Below are 14,261 nucleotides of genomic sequence, written 5' to 3'. Positions count from 1 at the left end.
CGTGAACGTCCCCCTCGACGATCGTCTTGCGCTGCTCGCCGGACAGGCCGGTATCGATGTCGACTGGCGCGATGCGCTGGGCCGGCCGCAGACGACGCCCGATGCCACCCTGCGCGCGGTGCTCCGTGCCGTGGGTTTGCCGGCCGACAACGGCGACGATGTCGAAGCCAGCCTGCGCCTGCTCGAGCTGGAGCGCACGGGGCGCCGACCGCCGCGCATGATTACCGCCGACGCGGGCGAGCGGGTCGCCATTCCCCCGCTGCCACGCGGACGCGTGTGGAAGGTGCTGGACAGCGAAGGTGGCCGCGTGGCTGAAGGCGAATTGGCCTCGGGCGTCGGTGACATCGCCGCGCCGTCCATCCCGGGGTACTACACCCTGATGCTGGACGAGGACGAGATCACCCTTGCCATCGCACCGCCACGAGGCTTCGGCGTCGGCGATATCGCCGGTGCCCGCCGGCCATGGGGCATGGCCGTGCAGATGGCCGCCCTGCGTCGTCCCGGCGACGGTGGCATCGGCGACTTCAGCGCACTCGAGCTCTGTGCGAAGGCCGCCGCGGAGAAGGGCGCCGACGCCCTGGCCATCAGCCCGCTGCACGCGCTGTTTGCCGCGGCGCCGGAACGTTACAGTCCTTACGCGCCGTCCAGCCGTCTGTTTCTCAACGGGCTGTATGTCGATCCTGTGCGCACCAGCGGCGAGCAGACGGTACGCGCGGTAATCGATACGCACAACCTGCGCCAGGAACTGGCCGAGCTGGAATGGCTCGAGTTGATCGACTGGCCGCGCGCGGCCCGCGCGCGGATGACGGTCTTGCGTTCGTTGTTCGAATGGGCGTCCGTCGACCTGGCTCACTCCGAACGCTTCATGGCGTTCCGGCGCGAGCAGGGCGAGCCGCTGGAACGCCATGCGCGCTTCGAGGCGCTGCATGGCCATTTCACCGCGCACGGCCGCCCGGGCGGTTGGCAGGGCTGGCCGAAGGAGTACCACGACCCCGCATCGCGCGAGGTTACCTCGTTCGTCAACGAGCACGCCCGTGAGGTGGCCTTCCATGCGTGGTTGCAGTGGCTGGCCGCGCAGGGGCTGGAAGGGGCACAGAAAGCCGCCCGGGATGCGGGCATGGCCATCGGGCTCGTCGCCGACCTGGCGGTGGGTGCGGACTCCGGTGGCAGCCATGCCTGGGCGCACCAGACGGAAATGCTTTCCGGCCTGTCCGTCGGTGCGCCGCCGGACGCCCTGAACCGCCTGGGCCAGGACTGGGGCCTCACCACCTTCTCTCCCCGCGGTCTGCGCGAGACGGGGTTCCGCGGCTTCATCGGCATGCTGCGCGCCGCGCTGGCACATGCCGGCGGCGTGCGTATCGACCATGTGCTCGGATTGAAGCGCTTGTGGCTGGTGCCGCACGGGGCCGGTGCCACCGAAGGCGCCTACCTGCGTTACCCGCTGACCGACATGCTGCGGCTGATCGCGCTCGAGTCGCACCTGCATCGCGCCATCGTGATCGGTGAGGATCTCGGCACCGTGCCGGCCGACTTTCGCCATGCGATTGCCGACAAGGGCGTGCTGGGCATCCGCGTGCTGTGGTTCGAGCGCGCCGAGGACGGCGGTTTCGTCTCGCCGCGCGAATGGTCCGATAGCGCCATGGCCACGACCAGCACCCACGACATCCCGACGGTCGCGGGCTGGTGGAGCGGGCGCGACGTGGCATGGCGCAAGCTCACTGGCCTGGACGATCCCGCCGTGGACGAGGTGGCCCAGCGCGCGGGAGAGCGCAATGCCCTCTGGCGTGCGATGTGCGCTTCCGGTTCGGCCTGGAACGAGGACGCTCCGCCCGGAGTCGACGACATCTCGCCGGTGGTCGTGGCTGCCGCGCGCCACGTCTCGCAGGCGCCCGCACCGCTGGCGATCTTCCCCGTGGAGGATGTGCTCGGCCTGCACGAACAGCCCAACCTCCCGGGACCCACCGACGCCATTCATCCGAACTGGCGGCGGCGCATGCCTGATTCGTCGGCACGACTTTTCGACGGCCCCATTGCCCATGCCGTCTGCGCGGCGATCGACCAGACCCGGAACCGTACATGACCCCACCACGCGCCCTGGCTCGCCTGCAGTTCCATGCCGGCTTCACGCTCGACGACGCCGTGCCGGTCGTCCCTTATTACGCCAGCCTCGGCGCGAGCCATCTCTATGCCTCGCCCATCCTGCGCGCCCGTGCCGGCTCGACACACGGCTACGACGTGGTCGACTGCCACGAGGTCAATCCGGAAATCGGTGGCGAAGATGCACTGCGCCGTCTCATCGCCGCATTGCGTGAACACGGCATGGGTCTGGTCGTCGACATCGTGCCTAATCACATGGGTGTCGGCAGTGAGAACGGCTGGTGGATGGACGTGCTGCGGCACGGCCGGGAAAGCCGTTACGCGGGTTACTTCGATATCGAGTGGACCACGCCCGATCCGTTGCTACGCGGACGCCTGCTATTGCCGATGCTGGGCGCCGGTTATGACGAAACGCTGCGCGCCGGCCACCTTAGGCTGGTTCGCCGCGGCGAGACCTGGATGCTCGGCGTGTACGACGATCGCCTGCCGTTGTCGCCGGCATCGGTCGCCGGCCTGGGCGACGACGCGGTGGCCGCGCACGATCCCTCGACGGACGAGGGCCGGCAGCGGCTGCACGCGCTGATCGAAAAACAGCACTATCGCCTGGCCTTCTGGAAGCTGGCCAGCGACATGGTCAACTACCGCCGGTTCTTCGACGTCAACGAACTGGTCGGCTTGCGCATCGAGCGCACGGCAGTGTTCGAGGACACGCACAAGACCATCTTCCGCCTGTACGCCGAAGGCCTGATCGACGGCGTGCGCTGCGACCATGTCGATGGACTGGCCGATCCGCGTCGCTATTGCCGGCAGTTGCGTCACCGCCTGGACAAGCTGCGTCCGCAGCGTCCGGCGTCGGCACCGCAAGGCGGCGCATACATCGTGGTCGAGAAGATCCTGGCCGAGGACGAAGGCCTGCGCCTCGACTGGCGCACCGACGGCACCACCGGCTACGAGTTCATGGACCAGGTCTCGGCGGTGCTGCATTGCCAGCGTGGCGAAGCCCCGCTGACCGAGTTGTGGCGCAAGCTGACCGGTGAGTCGGCGGATTTCGGGACGCAGTCGGTAAGGGCGCGCCGGCAGATCCTGGTCGACAGTTTCGAATCCGAGCTGGACCGCACCGCGCGCGCCCTGTTCGCCGCGGCGCGTGCCGATGTCGCCACGCGCGACGTGTCGCTGGCCGCGGTGCGCCGCGTCCTCGTCGAACTGCTGGTCCATTTCCCCGTGTACCGCACCTATGCCGGCGGCATGGGCCGGGACGAAATCGACGAAGCCTTCTTCGCCCGCGCCGTCGAAGGCGCGTCGCGCACGCTGCGCACGGAGGACGGCGACCTGCTGACCCTGGTGTCGTCGTGGCTGGGCGGCGAGGCGCCGCGTTCGCTGCCCCCGGGCCCCGTGCGCCGGGCGCGCGAGCGCGCGATAGCGGTGTTCCAGCAGGCCACGTCTCCCGTGGCGGCCAAGGCCGTGGAGGATACGGCGGGGTATCGGTATGGCCGACTGCTCTCACGTAACGAGGTGGGTGTCGATGCCGGTCGCCTGGCCATGTCGGTGGACGATTTCCATGCCCGCTGCGCGGAAAGGATGCAGACCCTGCCGCACAACCTGCTCGCCACGGCGACCCACGACCACAAGCGCGGCGAAGACCTGCGCGCCCGCCTGGCCGTGCTGTCCGAGGTGGCCGAACGCTGGGTGGTCACGGCGGAGCGCTGGCGTGTCCGCCATGCGGATTTCCGCCAGCGCGCCGAGGGCCGCATGGCGCCGGCCGCCGGCGACGAACTGATGCTCTACCAGATGCTGGTGGGGGCGTGGCCACTGAACCTCGCCCCCGACGATACCGAGGGCGTCGAGCGCTTCGCCTCGCGTATCGCGGCATGGCAGCGCAAGGCCCTGCGCGAAGCCAAGCGCTGGTCGCGCTGGACCTCGCCCAACGAGCCTTACGAAGACGCCTGCGAGGATTTCCTGCGCACCATCCTGTCCAGCGAGGTGGCAGCGGAGTTCGCCGCGTTCGCGAATTACATCGCCACGCCGGGCGCCGCCAACGGCCTGGCCCAGACGGTGCTGCGCATCACCACGCCCGGCGTGCCCGATCTTTACCAGGGCAGCGACTACTGGGATCTCAGCCTCGTGGATCCGGACAATCGCCGCCCCGTGGATTTCCCGGCGCGCGCAGCTTCGCTGGGGCAGGGCGAATCGCCCCGCGAGGCGATCGAGCACTGGCGCGACGGCGCGGTCAAGCAGGCGGTCATCGCCCGTCTGCTGGACACGCGCCGCGAGTACCCCGACCTGTTCGCCCGCGGCGACTACCGCCCGCTGACGGCCGAGGGTTCGGCCAGCGAGCATTTGATCGGCTTCACGCGTGAGTACCGGGGGCAGCGGTTTTTCGTGGCTGTGGCACGGCACACGGCGGAGTGGGTCGCCGGCCAGGACACGCCGGCCATTTCCGACGATTGCTGGGCGGGCACATCGGTGGTTCTGCCCGAGGGTCGTTGGGTGAGCGTTTTTTCAGGTGCGGACCTGGCGGGTGGTCGTGTTGGCCTTGAGCGGGTGTTCGATGGCTTGCCGGTGGCTGTGTGGTGCGAGGTCGAGGGGTAGGACGAAGGTTCGTCGCAAATCCGCTGGGGGTGGGCTCGCCTTCGGCATCGCGTTTGGCTTTCGAGCGTTGGCGCCTTGGAGCAAGAGCCGGCGGGTAGCCCCCTCGGGGCCACGCCTGCGGCGACCCGTCAAGGAAAGGCCGCTCCGCGGCCGTATATCTATTCCCCTACGGGGCGGGTCGGGCTTCGAACGGGGATTTTCGATTCGCCATCCATGGCTCAGCGAAAATGGCCGGCCGTCCTGGCCGGCCCCCTTCGGGCCTTGTCCGTTCGAGTCCCTCGCCTGCGGCTACCGGCCCCGAGGGGGCTACCCGCCGGCTCTTCCCAAGACTGAGGTGGGTTGTGACGCGAGCGGTCGCAGACGTGCAGGGTGTGGCGTCGCCGCTTCGTTGGCTTTTCGCGCACATCGTGCGCTCCTACCCCAGGGGTAGTGCCGGTTGTGGCATATCCAACGCCTGATCTGCCGTCCGGGTAGGAGCGCACGCACGTGCGCGAACCCTCAACGTATCTAAGGCGACCGATGCCATGCGCAACAGGCAGGCGAGCGTTCCCAGCTACGAAGCGAAACCTGGCTCTTGGCTCTTCCCACACACAACCTCAGTCGTCGAAAGAGCCGGCGGGTGCCACCCTCGGGGCCGGTAGCCGCAGGCGAGGGATTCGAACGGACAAGGCCCGAAGGGGGCCGGCCAGGACGGCCGGCCATTTTCGCTGAGCCATGGATGGCGAATCGAAAATCCCCGTTCGAAGCCCGACCCGGGCCCGTAGGGCAATCAATAAACGGCCGCGGAGCGGCCCTTCCTTAGCGGGTCGCCGCAGGCGTGGCCCCGAGGGTGGCACCCGCCGGCTCTTACCCCACGCCACCCAGCCCATCAGCCCCCCTCCAACGACCGAACCAGCGCGACGTAATCGCGCATGGCCTGCTCACGCGGCAACCCGGCCAGGCGCGACCATGCCTCATGCTTTGCCGTCCCCACGAAATCGAAGAAGCCGGGCTTCGGTCCGGAGGCGTCGCCCTGGGTCGCCTGCTTGTAGAGGGCGTAGATGCGCAGCAGCGTATGGTTGTCCGGCCGCGTCCCCAGACGGGTGATGTCCAGGTAAGCCTGCTCGAACTGGCTCTGGAGGTCGTCGGACATGGGATGGGTCCCGGCGGATCGTTTGGCGCCTTTTAACATGGTGCGGCCGATGCGTCCATGCGCCGACGGCCGCGCGCCGACGCGATATCATGCCGGTTTGGCGAACGAGGTTTCCCCCATGCCCGCATCGGCTGCCGCTCCGGTCCTCACCATCGACGGTCCCTCCGGCTCCGGCAAGGGCACCATCAGCCGGCGGGTGGCCGAGAAGCTTGGCTGGCACCTGCTTGACTCCGGTGCCCTCTATCGTGCCGTGGGCTACGCGGCGGGGGAGGCGGGTATCGACCTGTCCGACGTGGACGCCGTCACCCGCTGCGCGCAGACGGTCAAGATCCGCTTCAAGCCGAGTCCCATGGGCGATGAGACGCACATCCTGGTCAACGGGCACGACGCTACGGATGAGCTGCGCACCGAGACGGCCGGCGCTGCGGCGTCGGCCATTGCGGTGATCCCCAGCGTCCGCCAGGCCTTGCTGGACCTGCAACACGGCTTCCGCAAGGCGCCGGGGCTGGTGGCCGACGGTCGCGATATGGGCACGGTGATTTTCCCGGATGCCGGGCACAAGGTCTTCCTGACGGCCAGCGCCGCCGAACGGGCGAAAAGGCGCTATAAGCAGTTGAAGGATAAGGGCCTGAGCGTTACACTTGCCGTTCTTCAACGTGAGATCGAAGCGCGCGACGAGCGGGACGCGTCGCGGCTGGTCGCGCCGTTGAAGCCCGCCGAGGGCGCCGTGGTCATCGATACCACCGGCATGCCGATCGATATGGTGGTGGCAAACGTATTCGCGGTGGTGCGTCCGTAAGGGCGCGTCACGGCACGATTCCCGTGCAGTGTGCACGGGGCAATGGCAACGGCGCGGAGCGGCCTCTCAAGGGTCTTCCAGCGCCCACAACCGGTGGGTCCCCTGTCCGCAGGCGTTCATAGATGTTACGCAGGCGCCGGGTACGACCTTTCATAACCCTGGAATCAAGATGACTGAAAGTTTTGCCGAACTGTTTGAACAGAGCCAGCAGGCCATTTCGAAGCTGAAGCCCGGCTCCATCGTCACGGGTATCGTTGTGGAAATCCGCAACGACGTGGTGGTGATCAACGCCGGCCTGAAGAGCGAAGGCATCGTCCCGATCGAGCAGTTCAAGGACGAGAACGGCGCGCTCGAAGTGGAAGTGGGCGACGAAGTTAAGGTCGCGCTCGATGCGCTCGAAGACGGCTTCGGCGAGACCAAGCTCTCCCGCGAGAAGGCCAAGCGTTCGATGGTGTGGGACGACCTCGAGCAGGCGTTCGACAAGGAAGAGACCATCACCGGCAAGATCTCCGGCAAGGTCAAAGGCGGCTTCACTGTCGACATCAAGGACGTCCGCGCATTCCTGCCCGGTTCCCTGGTCGACGTGCGTCCGGTCCGTGACCCGGTCTACCTCGAGGGCAAAGACCTCGAGTTCAAGATCATCAAGCTCGACCGCAAGCGCAACAACGTCGTCGTCAGCCGCCGCGCGGTCGTCGAGACGGAGTTCTCGGAAGAGCGCGAGAAGCTGCTCGAGCGCCTGACGGAAGGTGCGGTCGTGAAGGGTGTGGTCAAGAACCTCACCGATTACGGCGCATTCGTCGACCTCGGCGGCATCGATGGCCTGCTGCACATCACCGACATGGCGTGGAAGCGCGTGCGTCACCCGTCGGAAGTGGTCAACGTCGGCGACGAGCTGGACGTCCGCGTCCTCAAGTACGACCGCGAGCGCAACCGCGTGTCGCTCGGCCTCAAGCAGCTCGGCGACGACCCGTGGGTCGCCATCGCGCGCCGCTACCCGGTCGGCAGCCGCCTGTTCGGCAAGGTCTCCAACGTCACCGATTACGGCTGCTTCGTCGAGATCGAGCCGGGCGTCGAAGGCCTGGTGCACGTTTCCGAGATGGACTGGACCAACAAGAACGTCAACCCGGCCAAGGTGGTTCAGGTCGGCGACGAGACGGAAGTCATGGTCCTGGACGTCGACGAGGAGCGTCGCCGTATCTCCCTCGGTATCAAGCAGACCCGCTCGAACCCGTGGGAAGCCTTCGCCGCCATGCACAAGAAGGGCGACAAGGTGTCCGGCCAGATCAAGTCGATCACCGATTTCGGTATCTTCATCGGTCTGGAAGGCGGCATCGACGGTCTCGTTCACCTGTCCGACATCTCGTGGCAGGCCTCGGGTGAAGACCTCGTTCGCAACTTCAAGAAGGGCGACGAAGTCGAAGCCGTGGTTCTGGCGGTCGATCCGGAGCGTGAGCGCATCTCCCTCGGCATCAAGCAGATGGAGCAGGATCCGTTCGGCCAGTTCATGGCCACGAATCCGCGCGGCACGATCCTGACCGGTACGGTCCGCGAAGTGGACGCCAAGGGTGCGATCATCGACCTGGGCGAAGGCGTCGAGGGCTACATCCGTGCCAACGACATCGCCAAGGAGCGCGTGGAAGATGCCACGACGCACCTGAAGGTCGGCGATGCCATCGAGGCGAAGTTCACCGGCATGGACCGCAAGGGCCGTCAGCTCCAGCTGTCGATCCGCGCCAAGGACGAAGAGGACGTGGCTGACGCCATGGCCGATTACGCCTCGGCCGCAGGCGGTACGACCAAGCTCGGTGCGCTCCTCAAGGAGCAGATGAACAAGGCCGACTAACCGTCGGGCGAGGGGCGGTTCACCGCCCCTCGCTGTTGTTTGACTGGTGTTTTGCTTCAGCTTTAAAGAAGAACCAGGGGACCCATGACCAAGTCGGAACTGATCGAGGCGCTGGCGCGGCGCCAGACCCACCTTGCCTTCAGCGATGTGGAACTCGCCGTGAAGAGCGTGCTCGAACAGATGAGCCATGCCTTGTCCACGGGTGAGCGCATCGAGATCCGCGGCTTTGGCAGCTTCGCGCTGCACTTCCGTCCGCCGCGCATGGGGCGCAACCCCAAGACCGGCGAAGCGGTGGCCCTACCGGGCAAGCACGTGCCACATTTCAAACCCGGCAAGGAATTACGCGAACGCGTAAACCTGATCGAGGAAACCGACGCCGCGCTCTGACGCGGCGTTTTTTTTGCCCTCATGCGGTGACGCGTGCAACGTTCCCGCCCCTGGTGGGCACCCATGGGTATGGCAACCCTTGGCGGACAACCTGTACGAAAGCCCCATCGCGCTGCACCATCGCGTTCACGATTCGGGTACAGTCCGACCATGCGCCTTCTCGTCATACTTTTCCTCTTGTTGTTCGTTGCCGCCGGGGTCGTCTTCGGTGCGCTGAATGCCGACCTCGTCGCCTTCGATTTCGGCTTCGCCCGGGCATCCCTGCCCAAGGGCGGGACGATGCTCGCTGCCGTCCTGCTTGGCTGGATACTGGGTGGCCTTACTGCCTGGCTGGGCACGTCCTTCGCCCATCGTCGCCTGCGCCGGCGTGAGCGCAAAGAACGCAAGGTAGGCAGCGCAACGACCGCATGAATCCGATCTGGTTGCTGGCGCTCGTCCCCCCGCTGGCCTTCGTCAGCGGCTGGTGGTTCGCCCGCCGTACGCATACCCGCCGTTCCGGTGAGCGGGTCAACGCGCTGTCCTCCGATTACTTCCGTGGCCTGAACTACCTGCTCAACGAGGAGCAGGACAAGGCGCTGGAGGTATTCCTGCGCCTGGCGGAGTACAACCGCGACACCGTGGAAACCCACCTGGCCCTGGGCAACCTGTTCCGCAAGCGCGGTGAGGTGGATCGCGCCATCCGGCTGCACCAGCACCTGGTCTCGCGGCCCGGCCTGTCCGATGAAATGAAGACGGTGGCCTTGCTCGAACTGGGCGAAGACTACATGCGTGCGGGCTTGCTGGACCGTGCCGAAACCCTGTTTTCCGATCTGGTGGCCATGGATGCGCTGGCCCCGTCCGCGCTGCGCCACCTCATCGCCATCTACCAGCACGAGCGCGAATGGCACAAGGCGATCGATCATGCGCGTCGCCTGGAAACGATGACGAGTGAAGACGAGTCGCCGATGATCGCGCAGTTCTACTGCGAACTGGCCGAGCAGTCGCGCCAGCACGGCGCCCGCACCGAAGCGCGCGACTATGTCCGCGAGGCGTTCGCCTGCCAGAGCGACTGCGTGCGCGCGCACATGATCGCAGGGCGGCTTTCCTCCGAAGACGATGACCTGCCGCATGCCATCGCGTCGTACGAGGCCGCCATCGCTGCCGATATCGCCTTCGTTCCGGAGATCCTGCCGCCCTTGCTCAACTGCTATGCGCGATCGCAGCAGATGGATCGCGCCGAGACCTTCCTGCGCGAGATCATGGAGCGCTACCACGGCATCTCGCCGGTGCTGGCGCTGACGCGCCTGTACGAGGGCAGGGACGGCGAACGCACCGCCATCGATTTCCTGACCGGGCAGCTGCGCAAGCGGCCATCCGTGCGAGGCCTGATGGCGCTCATCGACGCCACGATGGACAAGGTGTCCGGTGAGGCGCGGGAAAACTACCTGATCCTGCGCGACCTGACCCGCAAGCTGCTCGAGGGCCAGGCCATGTACCGCTGCAGCCGTTGCGGCTTCGGTGCCAAGGCCCACCATTGGCAATGCCCGAGCTGCAAGAGCTGGGGCACCGTCCGTCCCATTCACGGCGTCGCCAACGAATGACGCCCGTTGTCGTCAGCCTCCTGCCGACGCTGGTCGCCTGTGGCCTCGCTGCCTTCCTCGTCTCGTTCGCCGCGGTCCGGGCCACCATCGCCTACGCCCGTCGGCGCGGCATGCTGGATGCCCCCGGGCGTCGGCGCTCGCACAGCGTGCCCACGCCACGAGGGGGTGGCATCGGCATCGTGCTGGGCGCGCTGGCCGGGATGCCGGCGGCGCTGCTGCTCCTGCCCGTCTCACCGGGTGCTGCGATTACCGCGGCGTTTTCCGTCGCCGTCATCGCCGTGGCGGGCATCGGCTGGCTCGACGACCACGGTTCGCTGCCGATCCGGCCGCGCCTGGCGATCCAGTTGGCCGCGACGCTCCTGCTGTGTCTCGCCGTGGCGTCCGTGACTGCCAGCCTCTGGTGGGCCTTGCCCCTGCTGCTGGCCGGCGTGTGGTGCATCAACCTGCATAACTTCATGGACGGCATCGACGGCCTGGCCGCCCAGCAGGCCATGTTCTTCGGGGGCGCCTGTGCGGCCCTGGCCTGGTCGGCTGGCAGCCCGGCCATCGCCGGCGCCGGCCTGGCCATGGCGGCCGCTGCGCTGGGGTTCTGGTGGTTCAACCGGTCGCCGGCCCGCATTTTCATGGGCGACGTGGGCAGCGCCACGGTCGGCCTGATGGTGTTCGCGCTGTCCGCGGTGCTGTGGGCGTGGCGTACGGAACTCCTCTGGCCCGCGCTGGTCTTTTCCTCAGCCTTCGTCATCGACGCGACCTTGACGTTGCTCGTGCGAATGCTGCGCGGTGCGCGCTGGTACACTCCGCACCGCGAACACCTTTACCAGTGGCTGGTGAGGCGTGGCGCATCGCATCGCAGGGTAGGCCTGGCCTACCTCGCATGGAATGTTCTCGTCTGTGTTCCCGTCGCATGGATCGCGTTCCGCTTCCCGGCGGCGGCGCCCGTGTGTTTCGTGGCGACCTACCTGGCGGGAGCCGCGGTCTGGCGTACTGGCAAGCGTTATGGCTTGCGTCGAAGGGAGCGACATGTTTCTGCGTAAGTTCATCGGCATCATCCACCCCCGCACGGCGGTCGTCGCGCACGACCTGGCCATGGCCGCGTTCGCCTGGTGGATTGCGAAAACCCTCCGTTACGCCGTGATGCCGGACCTGGCACCCATGTCCTACCTGCCGATGGAATTTCCCATCGTGCTGCTGGTGCAGGGCGCGGTGTTCAACTGGACCGGTCTCTACAAGGGCGTATGGCGCTTCGCCAGCCTTCCCGACCTGTGGAACATCATTCGCGCCACGTGTTTCGGCACCCTGATCATCGGCCTGGCCATGGTCATGTACTCGCGCCTGGATGGCGTCCCGCGGTCGGTCTTCATGATCTACCCCGTGGTGCTGGTGGTGCTGCTTGGCGCGCCGCGCCTCAGCTACCGCTTCTGGAAGGACAGCCGCATCGACCTGTTCCAGTCCACGCCGACCAAGCGTGTGCTGATCGTAGGCGCCGATCGCGCGGGTGAGGCCTTGTCGCGTGACCTGCGCCGCGACAGCCGTTACAGCGTCATCGGCTTCGTCGACGACAACGCGGCCTTGCGCGGGGCCCAGATCGGCGGCATCCCGGTGCTGGGCACCGTGGACCAGCTGGCCGAGCTGTCCAAGGCGGTGGCCGTGCAGATGCTGCTCATCGCCGTGCCGGGCGCCACCACGGCACAGATGCGCCGCATCGTGGCCTTCTGCGAAAGCACCGGCCTGCCGTTCCGCACGGTGCCGCGCCTGGAGGATGTCGTCGCGGGCCGCGCCCAGTTCAACGAAATCAAGGAAGTCGCCATCGAGGACCTGCTCGGCCGCGATGCGGTCGAACTGGACTGGACGGCGATCCGCGAGAACATCAGCGGCGGCCGGGTGCTGGTGACCGGTGGCGGCGGCTCGATCGGCTCGGAGCTTTGCCGGCAGGTGGCTCGCCTGGGTGCGGCGTCGCTCACCGTGGTGGAGATGTCCGAATACAATCTCTACCGCATCGGCCAGGAACTGACCTCGGCCTATCCGGAGCTGATCTTCAACGGCGTGCTGGCCGACGCCCGCGACGCCACGGCGATCAACCGCCTGTTCCAGGAAACGCAGCCGCAGATCGTCTTCCATGCGTCCGCGTACAAGCACGTGCCCATGCTGCAGGGCCAGCTGCGCGAGGCCTTCCGCAACAACGTGCTCGGCACGCGCGTCGTCGCCGACGCCGCGGTGCGCTGCGGTGCGGCGTCGTTCGTGCTGATCTCCACCGACAAGGCGGTCAATCCGACCTCGGTCATGGGCGCGTGCAAGCGCATGGCGGAGATCTGGTGCCAGAACCTCGCGGCGCATACGTCTACACGTTTCATTACGGTTCGCTTCGGTAACGTTCTGGATTCCGCCGGGTCGGTGGTGCCGTTGTTCCGCCGGCAGATCCGCCAGGGCGGTCCGGTGACGATCACCCACCCGGAGATCTCGCGTTACTTCATGACCATTCCCGAGGCCTGCCAGCTGATCCTGCAGGCGGCGAGCCTGGGCAAGGGCGGCGAGATCTTCGCGCTGGACATGGGCGACCCGGTGAAGATCCGCGACCTCGCCGAGCAGATGATCCGCCTGGCCGGCAAGCGTCCCGGCTCGGACATCCAGATCGTCTATACCGGTCTTCGCTCGGGTGAGAAGCTGTTCGAAGAATTGTTCCACCCGTTGGAGAATTATACGAGCACGACCCACGCGAAGATCTTCCAGGCGCAACATCGCCAGGTCTCGTGGGAAATGCTCCAGGTGCAGCTGGCCAGGGCCGAGGAGGCCGTGGCGGCGTTCGATGAAGAAACCCTGCGTCGGTGCGTGTCGCAGCTGCTGCCGTCGTTCCGCTGGAGCGAGCCGCAAAGCGACAACGTGCTGCCGTTACGTCGTAACGAAAGTGGAGACATCGCATGACCCAACCCCTGCGCAAGGTCGTATTTCCCGTGGCTGGCCTCGGTACGCGTTTCCTCCCCGCGACCAAGGTGGTAGCCAAGGAAATGCTGCCGGTGCTCGATCGTCCGCTGATCCAGTACGCCGTGGACGAGGCCGTCGACGCCGGTGCCGACACGCTGGTGTTCGTCACCAACCGCTACAAGCATGCCATTGCCGATTACTTCGACAAGGCCTACGAACTCGAAGAAAAGCTGGCCGAGAAGCACAAGGACGAGCTGCTTTCCATCCTGCGGGGCATCCTGCCTCGGCACGTGCGCTGCGTGTTCGTCACGCAGCCGGAAGCCCTCGGCCTGGGCGACGCCGTGCTGCGCGCCGCGCCGGTGGTGGGCAACGAGCGCTTCGGCGTCATGCTTCCCGACGACCTGATCTGGAACAAGACGGGCCCGGGCGCCTTGCGCCAGATGGCCGAGGTGGCCGACGTCAACGACGCCGGTGTCATCGCCGTGGAAGAAGTGCCCGAGCAGGACACCGACAAGTACGGCATCGTCGATGCGACGGAGGCGGTCACCGACCGCGCCACCGTCATCCGGCATATGGTGGAGAAGCCCAAGCCGGCCGACGCCCCGTCCAACCTCGCCGTGGTGGGCCGCTATGTCCTGCCGTGCGAGATCTTCGAATACCTGAAGAAGACGGAGAAGGGCGCCGGCGGCGAGATCCAGCTTACCGATGCCATCGAGGACCTGCTCAAGGCCAAGGGCAAGGTGCTGGCCTACCGCTTCGCCGGCACGCGCTTCGACTGCGGCAACAAGGCCGGCCTGGTCCGCGCCACGATGGCCATGGCGCTGGAAGATCCCAAGCTCGCGCCGATCGTCCGCGAGTTCGCCAACAAGGCCTGAGTTCCAGGCTCGGCCCTACAGAAACCCGCACCGAAAGGTG

11 protein-coding genes are annotated in these 14,261 nt (G+C 66.8%); 10 read left to right on the top strand and 1 reads right to left on the bottom strand.

The annotated features are described in order from the left end of the window. The first annotated feature begins 1 nt into the window (after nucleotide 1). Nucleotides 2–2,080 (top strand): 4-alpha-glucanotransferase, encoded by a 2,079-nt coding sequence (malQ, locus tag ACVKN3_RS03130; protein ID WP_285401215.1) that lies wholly within the window; start codon nucleotides 2–4, stop codon nucleotides 2,078–2,080. After that, nucleotides 2,077–4,686, top strand: a complete 2,610-nt coding sequence (treY, locus tag ACVKN3_RS03125) for a malto-oligosyltrehalose synthase (RefSeq protein WP_354515949.1) — start codon at nucleotides 2,077–2,079, stop codon at nucleotides 4,684–4,686. The genes malQ and treY overlap by 4 nt, the downstream gene beginning before the upstream one ends. An 868-nt stretch (nucleotides 4,687–5,554) precedes the next feature. Here treY and ACVKN3_RS03120 read toward each other — a convergent pair. Beyond that, the gene (locus tag ACVKN3_RS03120) at nucleotides 5,555–5,818 is read right to left on the bottom strand and encodes an acyl-CoA-binding protein (protein WP_036140784.1); all 264 of its coding nucleotides are present in this window, start codon (nucleotides 5,816–5,818) and stop codon (nucleotides 5,555–5,557) included. 118 nt (nucleotides 5,819–5,936) lie between these two features. Between ACVKN3_RS03120 and cmk the strand changes: the two genes are divergently transcribed. From cmk to galU, 8 genes are all read left to right on the top strand, one after another. Then, nucleotides 5,937–6,617, top strand: coding sequence for a (d)CMP kinase (gene cmk / locus ACVKN3_RS03115; RefSeq protein ID WP_354512545.1), 681 nt, complete (start codon nucleotides 5,937–5,939; stop codon nucleotides 6,615–6,617). 169 nt (nucleotides 6,618–6,786) lie between these two features. After that, nucleotides 6,787–8,460, top strand: coding sequence for a 30S ribosomal protein S1 (rpsA, locus tag ACVKN3_RS03110; RefSeq protein ID WP_285401364.1), 1,674 nt, complete (start codon nucleotides 6,787–6,789; stop codon nucleotides 8,458–8,460). A gap of 84 nt (nucleotides 8,461–8,544) precedes the next feature. Next, nucleotides 8,545–8,847: an integration host factor subunit beta gene (locus ACVKN3_RS03105; protein ID WP_036140786.1), complete on the top strand. Its 303-nt coding sequence runs from the start codon at nucleotides 8,545–8,547 to the stop codon at nucleotides 8,845–8,847. Between the two features lie 150 nt (nucleotides 8,848–8,997). Continuing rightward, on the top strand, nucleotides 8,998–9,258 hold the full coding sequence (locus tag ACVKN3_RS03100) for a lipopolysaccharide assembly protein LapA domain-containing protein (RefSeq protein WP_285401367.1): 261 nt from the start codon (nucleotides 8,998–9,000) through the stop codon (nucleotides 9,256–9,258). After that, nucleotides 9,255–10,427: a lipopolysaccharide assembly protein LapB gene (gene lapB, locus ACVKN3_RS03095; RefSeq protein WP_285401369.1), complete on the top strand. Its 1,173-nt coding sequence runs from the start codon at nucleotides 9,255–9,257 to the stop codon at nucleotides 10,425–10,427. The genes ACVKN3_RS03100 and lapB overlap by 4 nt, the downstream gene beginning before the upstream one ends. After that, on the top strand, nucleotides 10,424–11,461 hold the full coding sequence (locus ACVKN3_RS03090) for an MraY family glycosyltransferase (protein ID WP_354512548.1): 1,038 nt from the start codon (nucleotides 10,424–10,426) through the stop codon (nucleotides 11,459–11,461). The genes lapB and ACVKN3_RS03090 overlap by 4 nt, the downstream gene beginning before the upstream one ends. Next, complete coding sequence (locus ACVKN3_RS03085; protein WP_354512550.1) at nucleotides 11,448–13,346, top strand: polysaccharide biosynthesis protein; 1,899 nt, start codon at nucleotides 11,448–11,450, stop codon at nucleotides 13,344–13,346. The genes ACVKN3_RS03090 and ACVKN3_RS03085 overlap by 14 nt, the downstream gene beginning before the upstream one ends. Beyond that, nucleotides 13,343–14,221, top strand: a complete 879-nt coding sequence (gene galU / locus ACVKN3_RS03080; protein WP_354512552.1) for a UTP--glucose-1-phosphate uridylyltransferase GalU — start codon at nucleotides 13,343–13,345, stop codon at nucleotides 14,219–14,221. The genes ACVKN3_RS03085 and galU overlap by 4 nt, the downstream gene beginning before the upstream one ends. The last annotated feature ends 40 nt before the right edge of the window (nucleotides 14,222–14,261 follow it).

This window comes from Luteibacter sp. PvP120 (genome assembly GCF_054055715.1).
Note: the sequence above shows the minus strand (reverse complement) of the source record. Positions and strands in the feature narration are given on the sequence as shown.

Excerpts from the sequence above, each read along its gene's own strand:
- treY (WP_354515949.1), top strand. The coding sequence starts at position 2,077 with ATGACCCCACCACGCGCCCTGGCTCGCCTGCAGTTCCATGCCGGCTTC.
- rpsA (WP_285401364.1), top strand. The coding sequence starts at position 6,787 with ATGACTGAAAGTTTTGCCGAACTGTTTGAACAGAGCCAGCAGGCCATT.
- ACVKN3_RS03085 (WP_354512550.1), top strand. The coding sequence starts at position 11,448 with ATGTTTCTGCGTAAGTTCATCGGCATCATCCACCCCCGCACGGCGGTC.
- galU (WP_354512552.1), top strand. The coding sequence starts at position 13,343 with ATGACCCAACCCCTGCGCAAGGTCGTATTTCCCGTGGCTGGCCTCGGT.
- ACVKN3_RS03105 (WP_036140786.1), top strand. The coding sequence starts at position 8,545 with ATGACCAAGTCGGAACTGATCGAGGCGCTGGCGCGGCGCCAGACCCAC.
- cmk (WP_354512545.1), top strand. The coding sequence starts at position 5,937 with ATGCCCGCATCGGCTGCCGCTCCGGTCCTCACCATCGACGGTCCCTCC.
- ACVKN3_RS03100 (WP_285401367.1), top strand. The coding sequence starts at position 8,998 with ATGCGCCTTCTCGTCATACTTTTCCTCTTGTTGTTCGTTGCCGCCGGG.
- ACVKN3_RS03090 (WP_354512548.1), top strand. The coding sequence starts at position 10,424 with ATGACGCCCGTTGTCGTCAGCCTCCTGCCGACGCTGGTCGCCTGTGGC.
- lapB (WP_285401369.1), top strand. The coding sequence starts at position 9,255 with ATGAATCCGATCTGGTTGCTGGCGCTCGTCCCCCCGCTGGCCTTCGTC.
- ACVKN3_RS03120 (WP_036140784.1), bottom strand. The coding sequence starts at position 5,818 with ATGTCCGACGACCTCCAGAGCCAGTTCGAGCAGGCTTACCTGGACATC.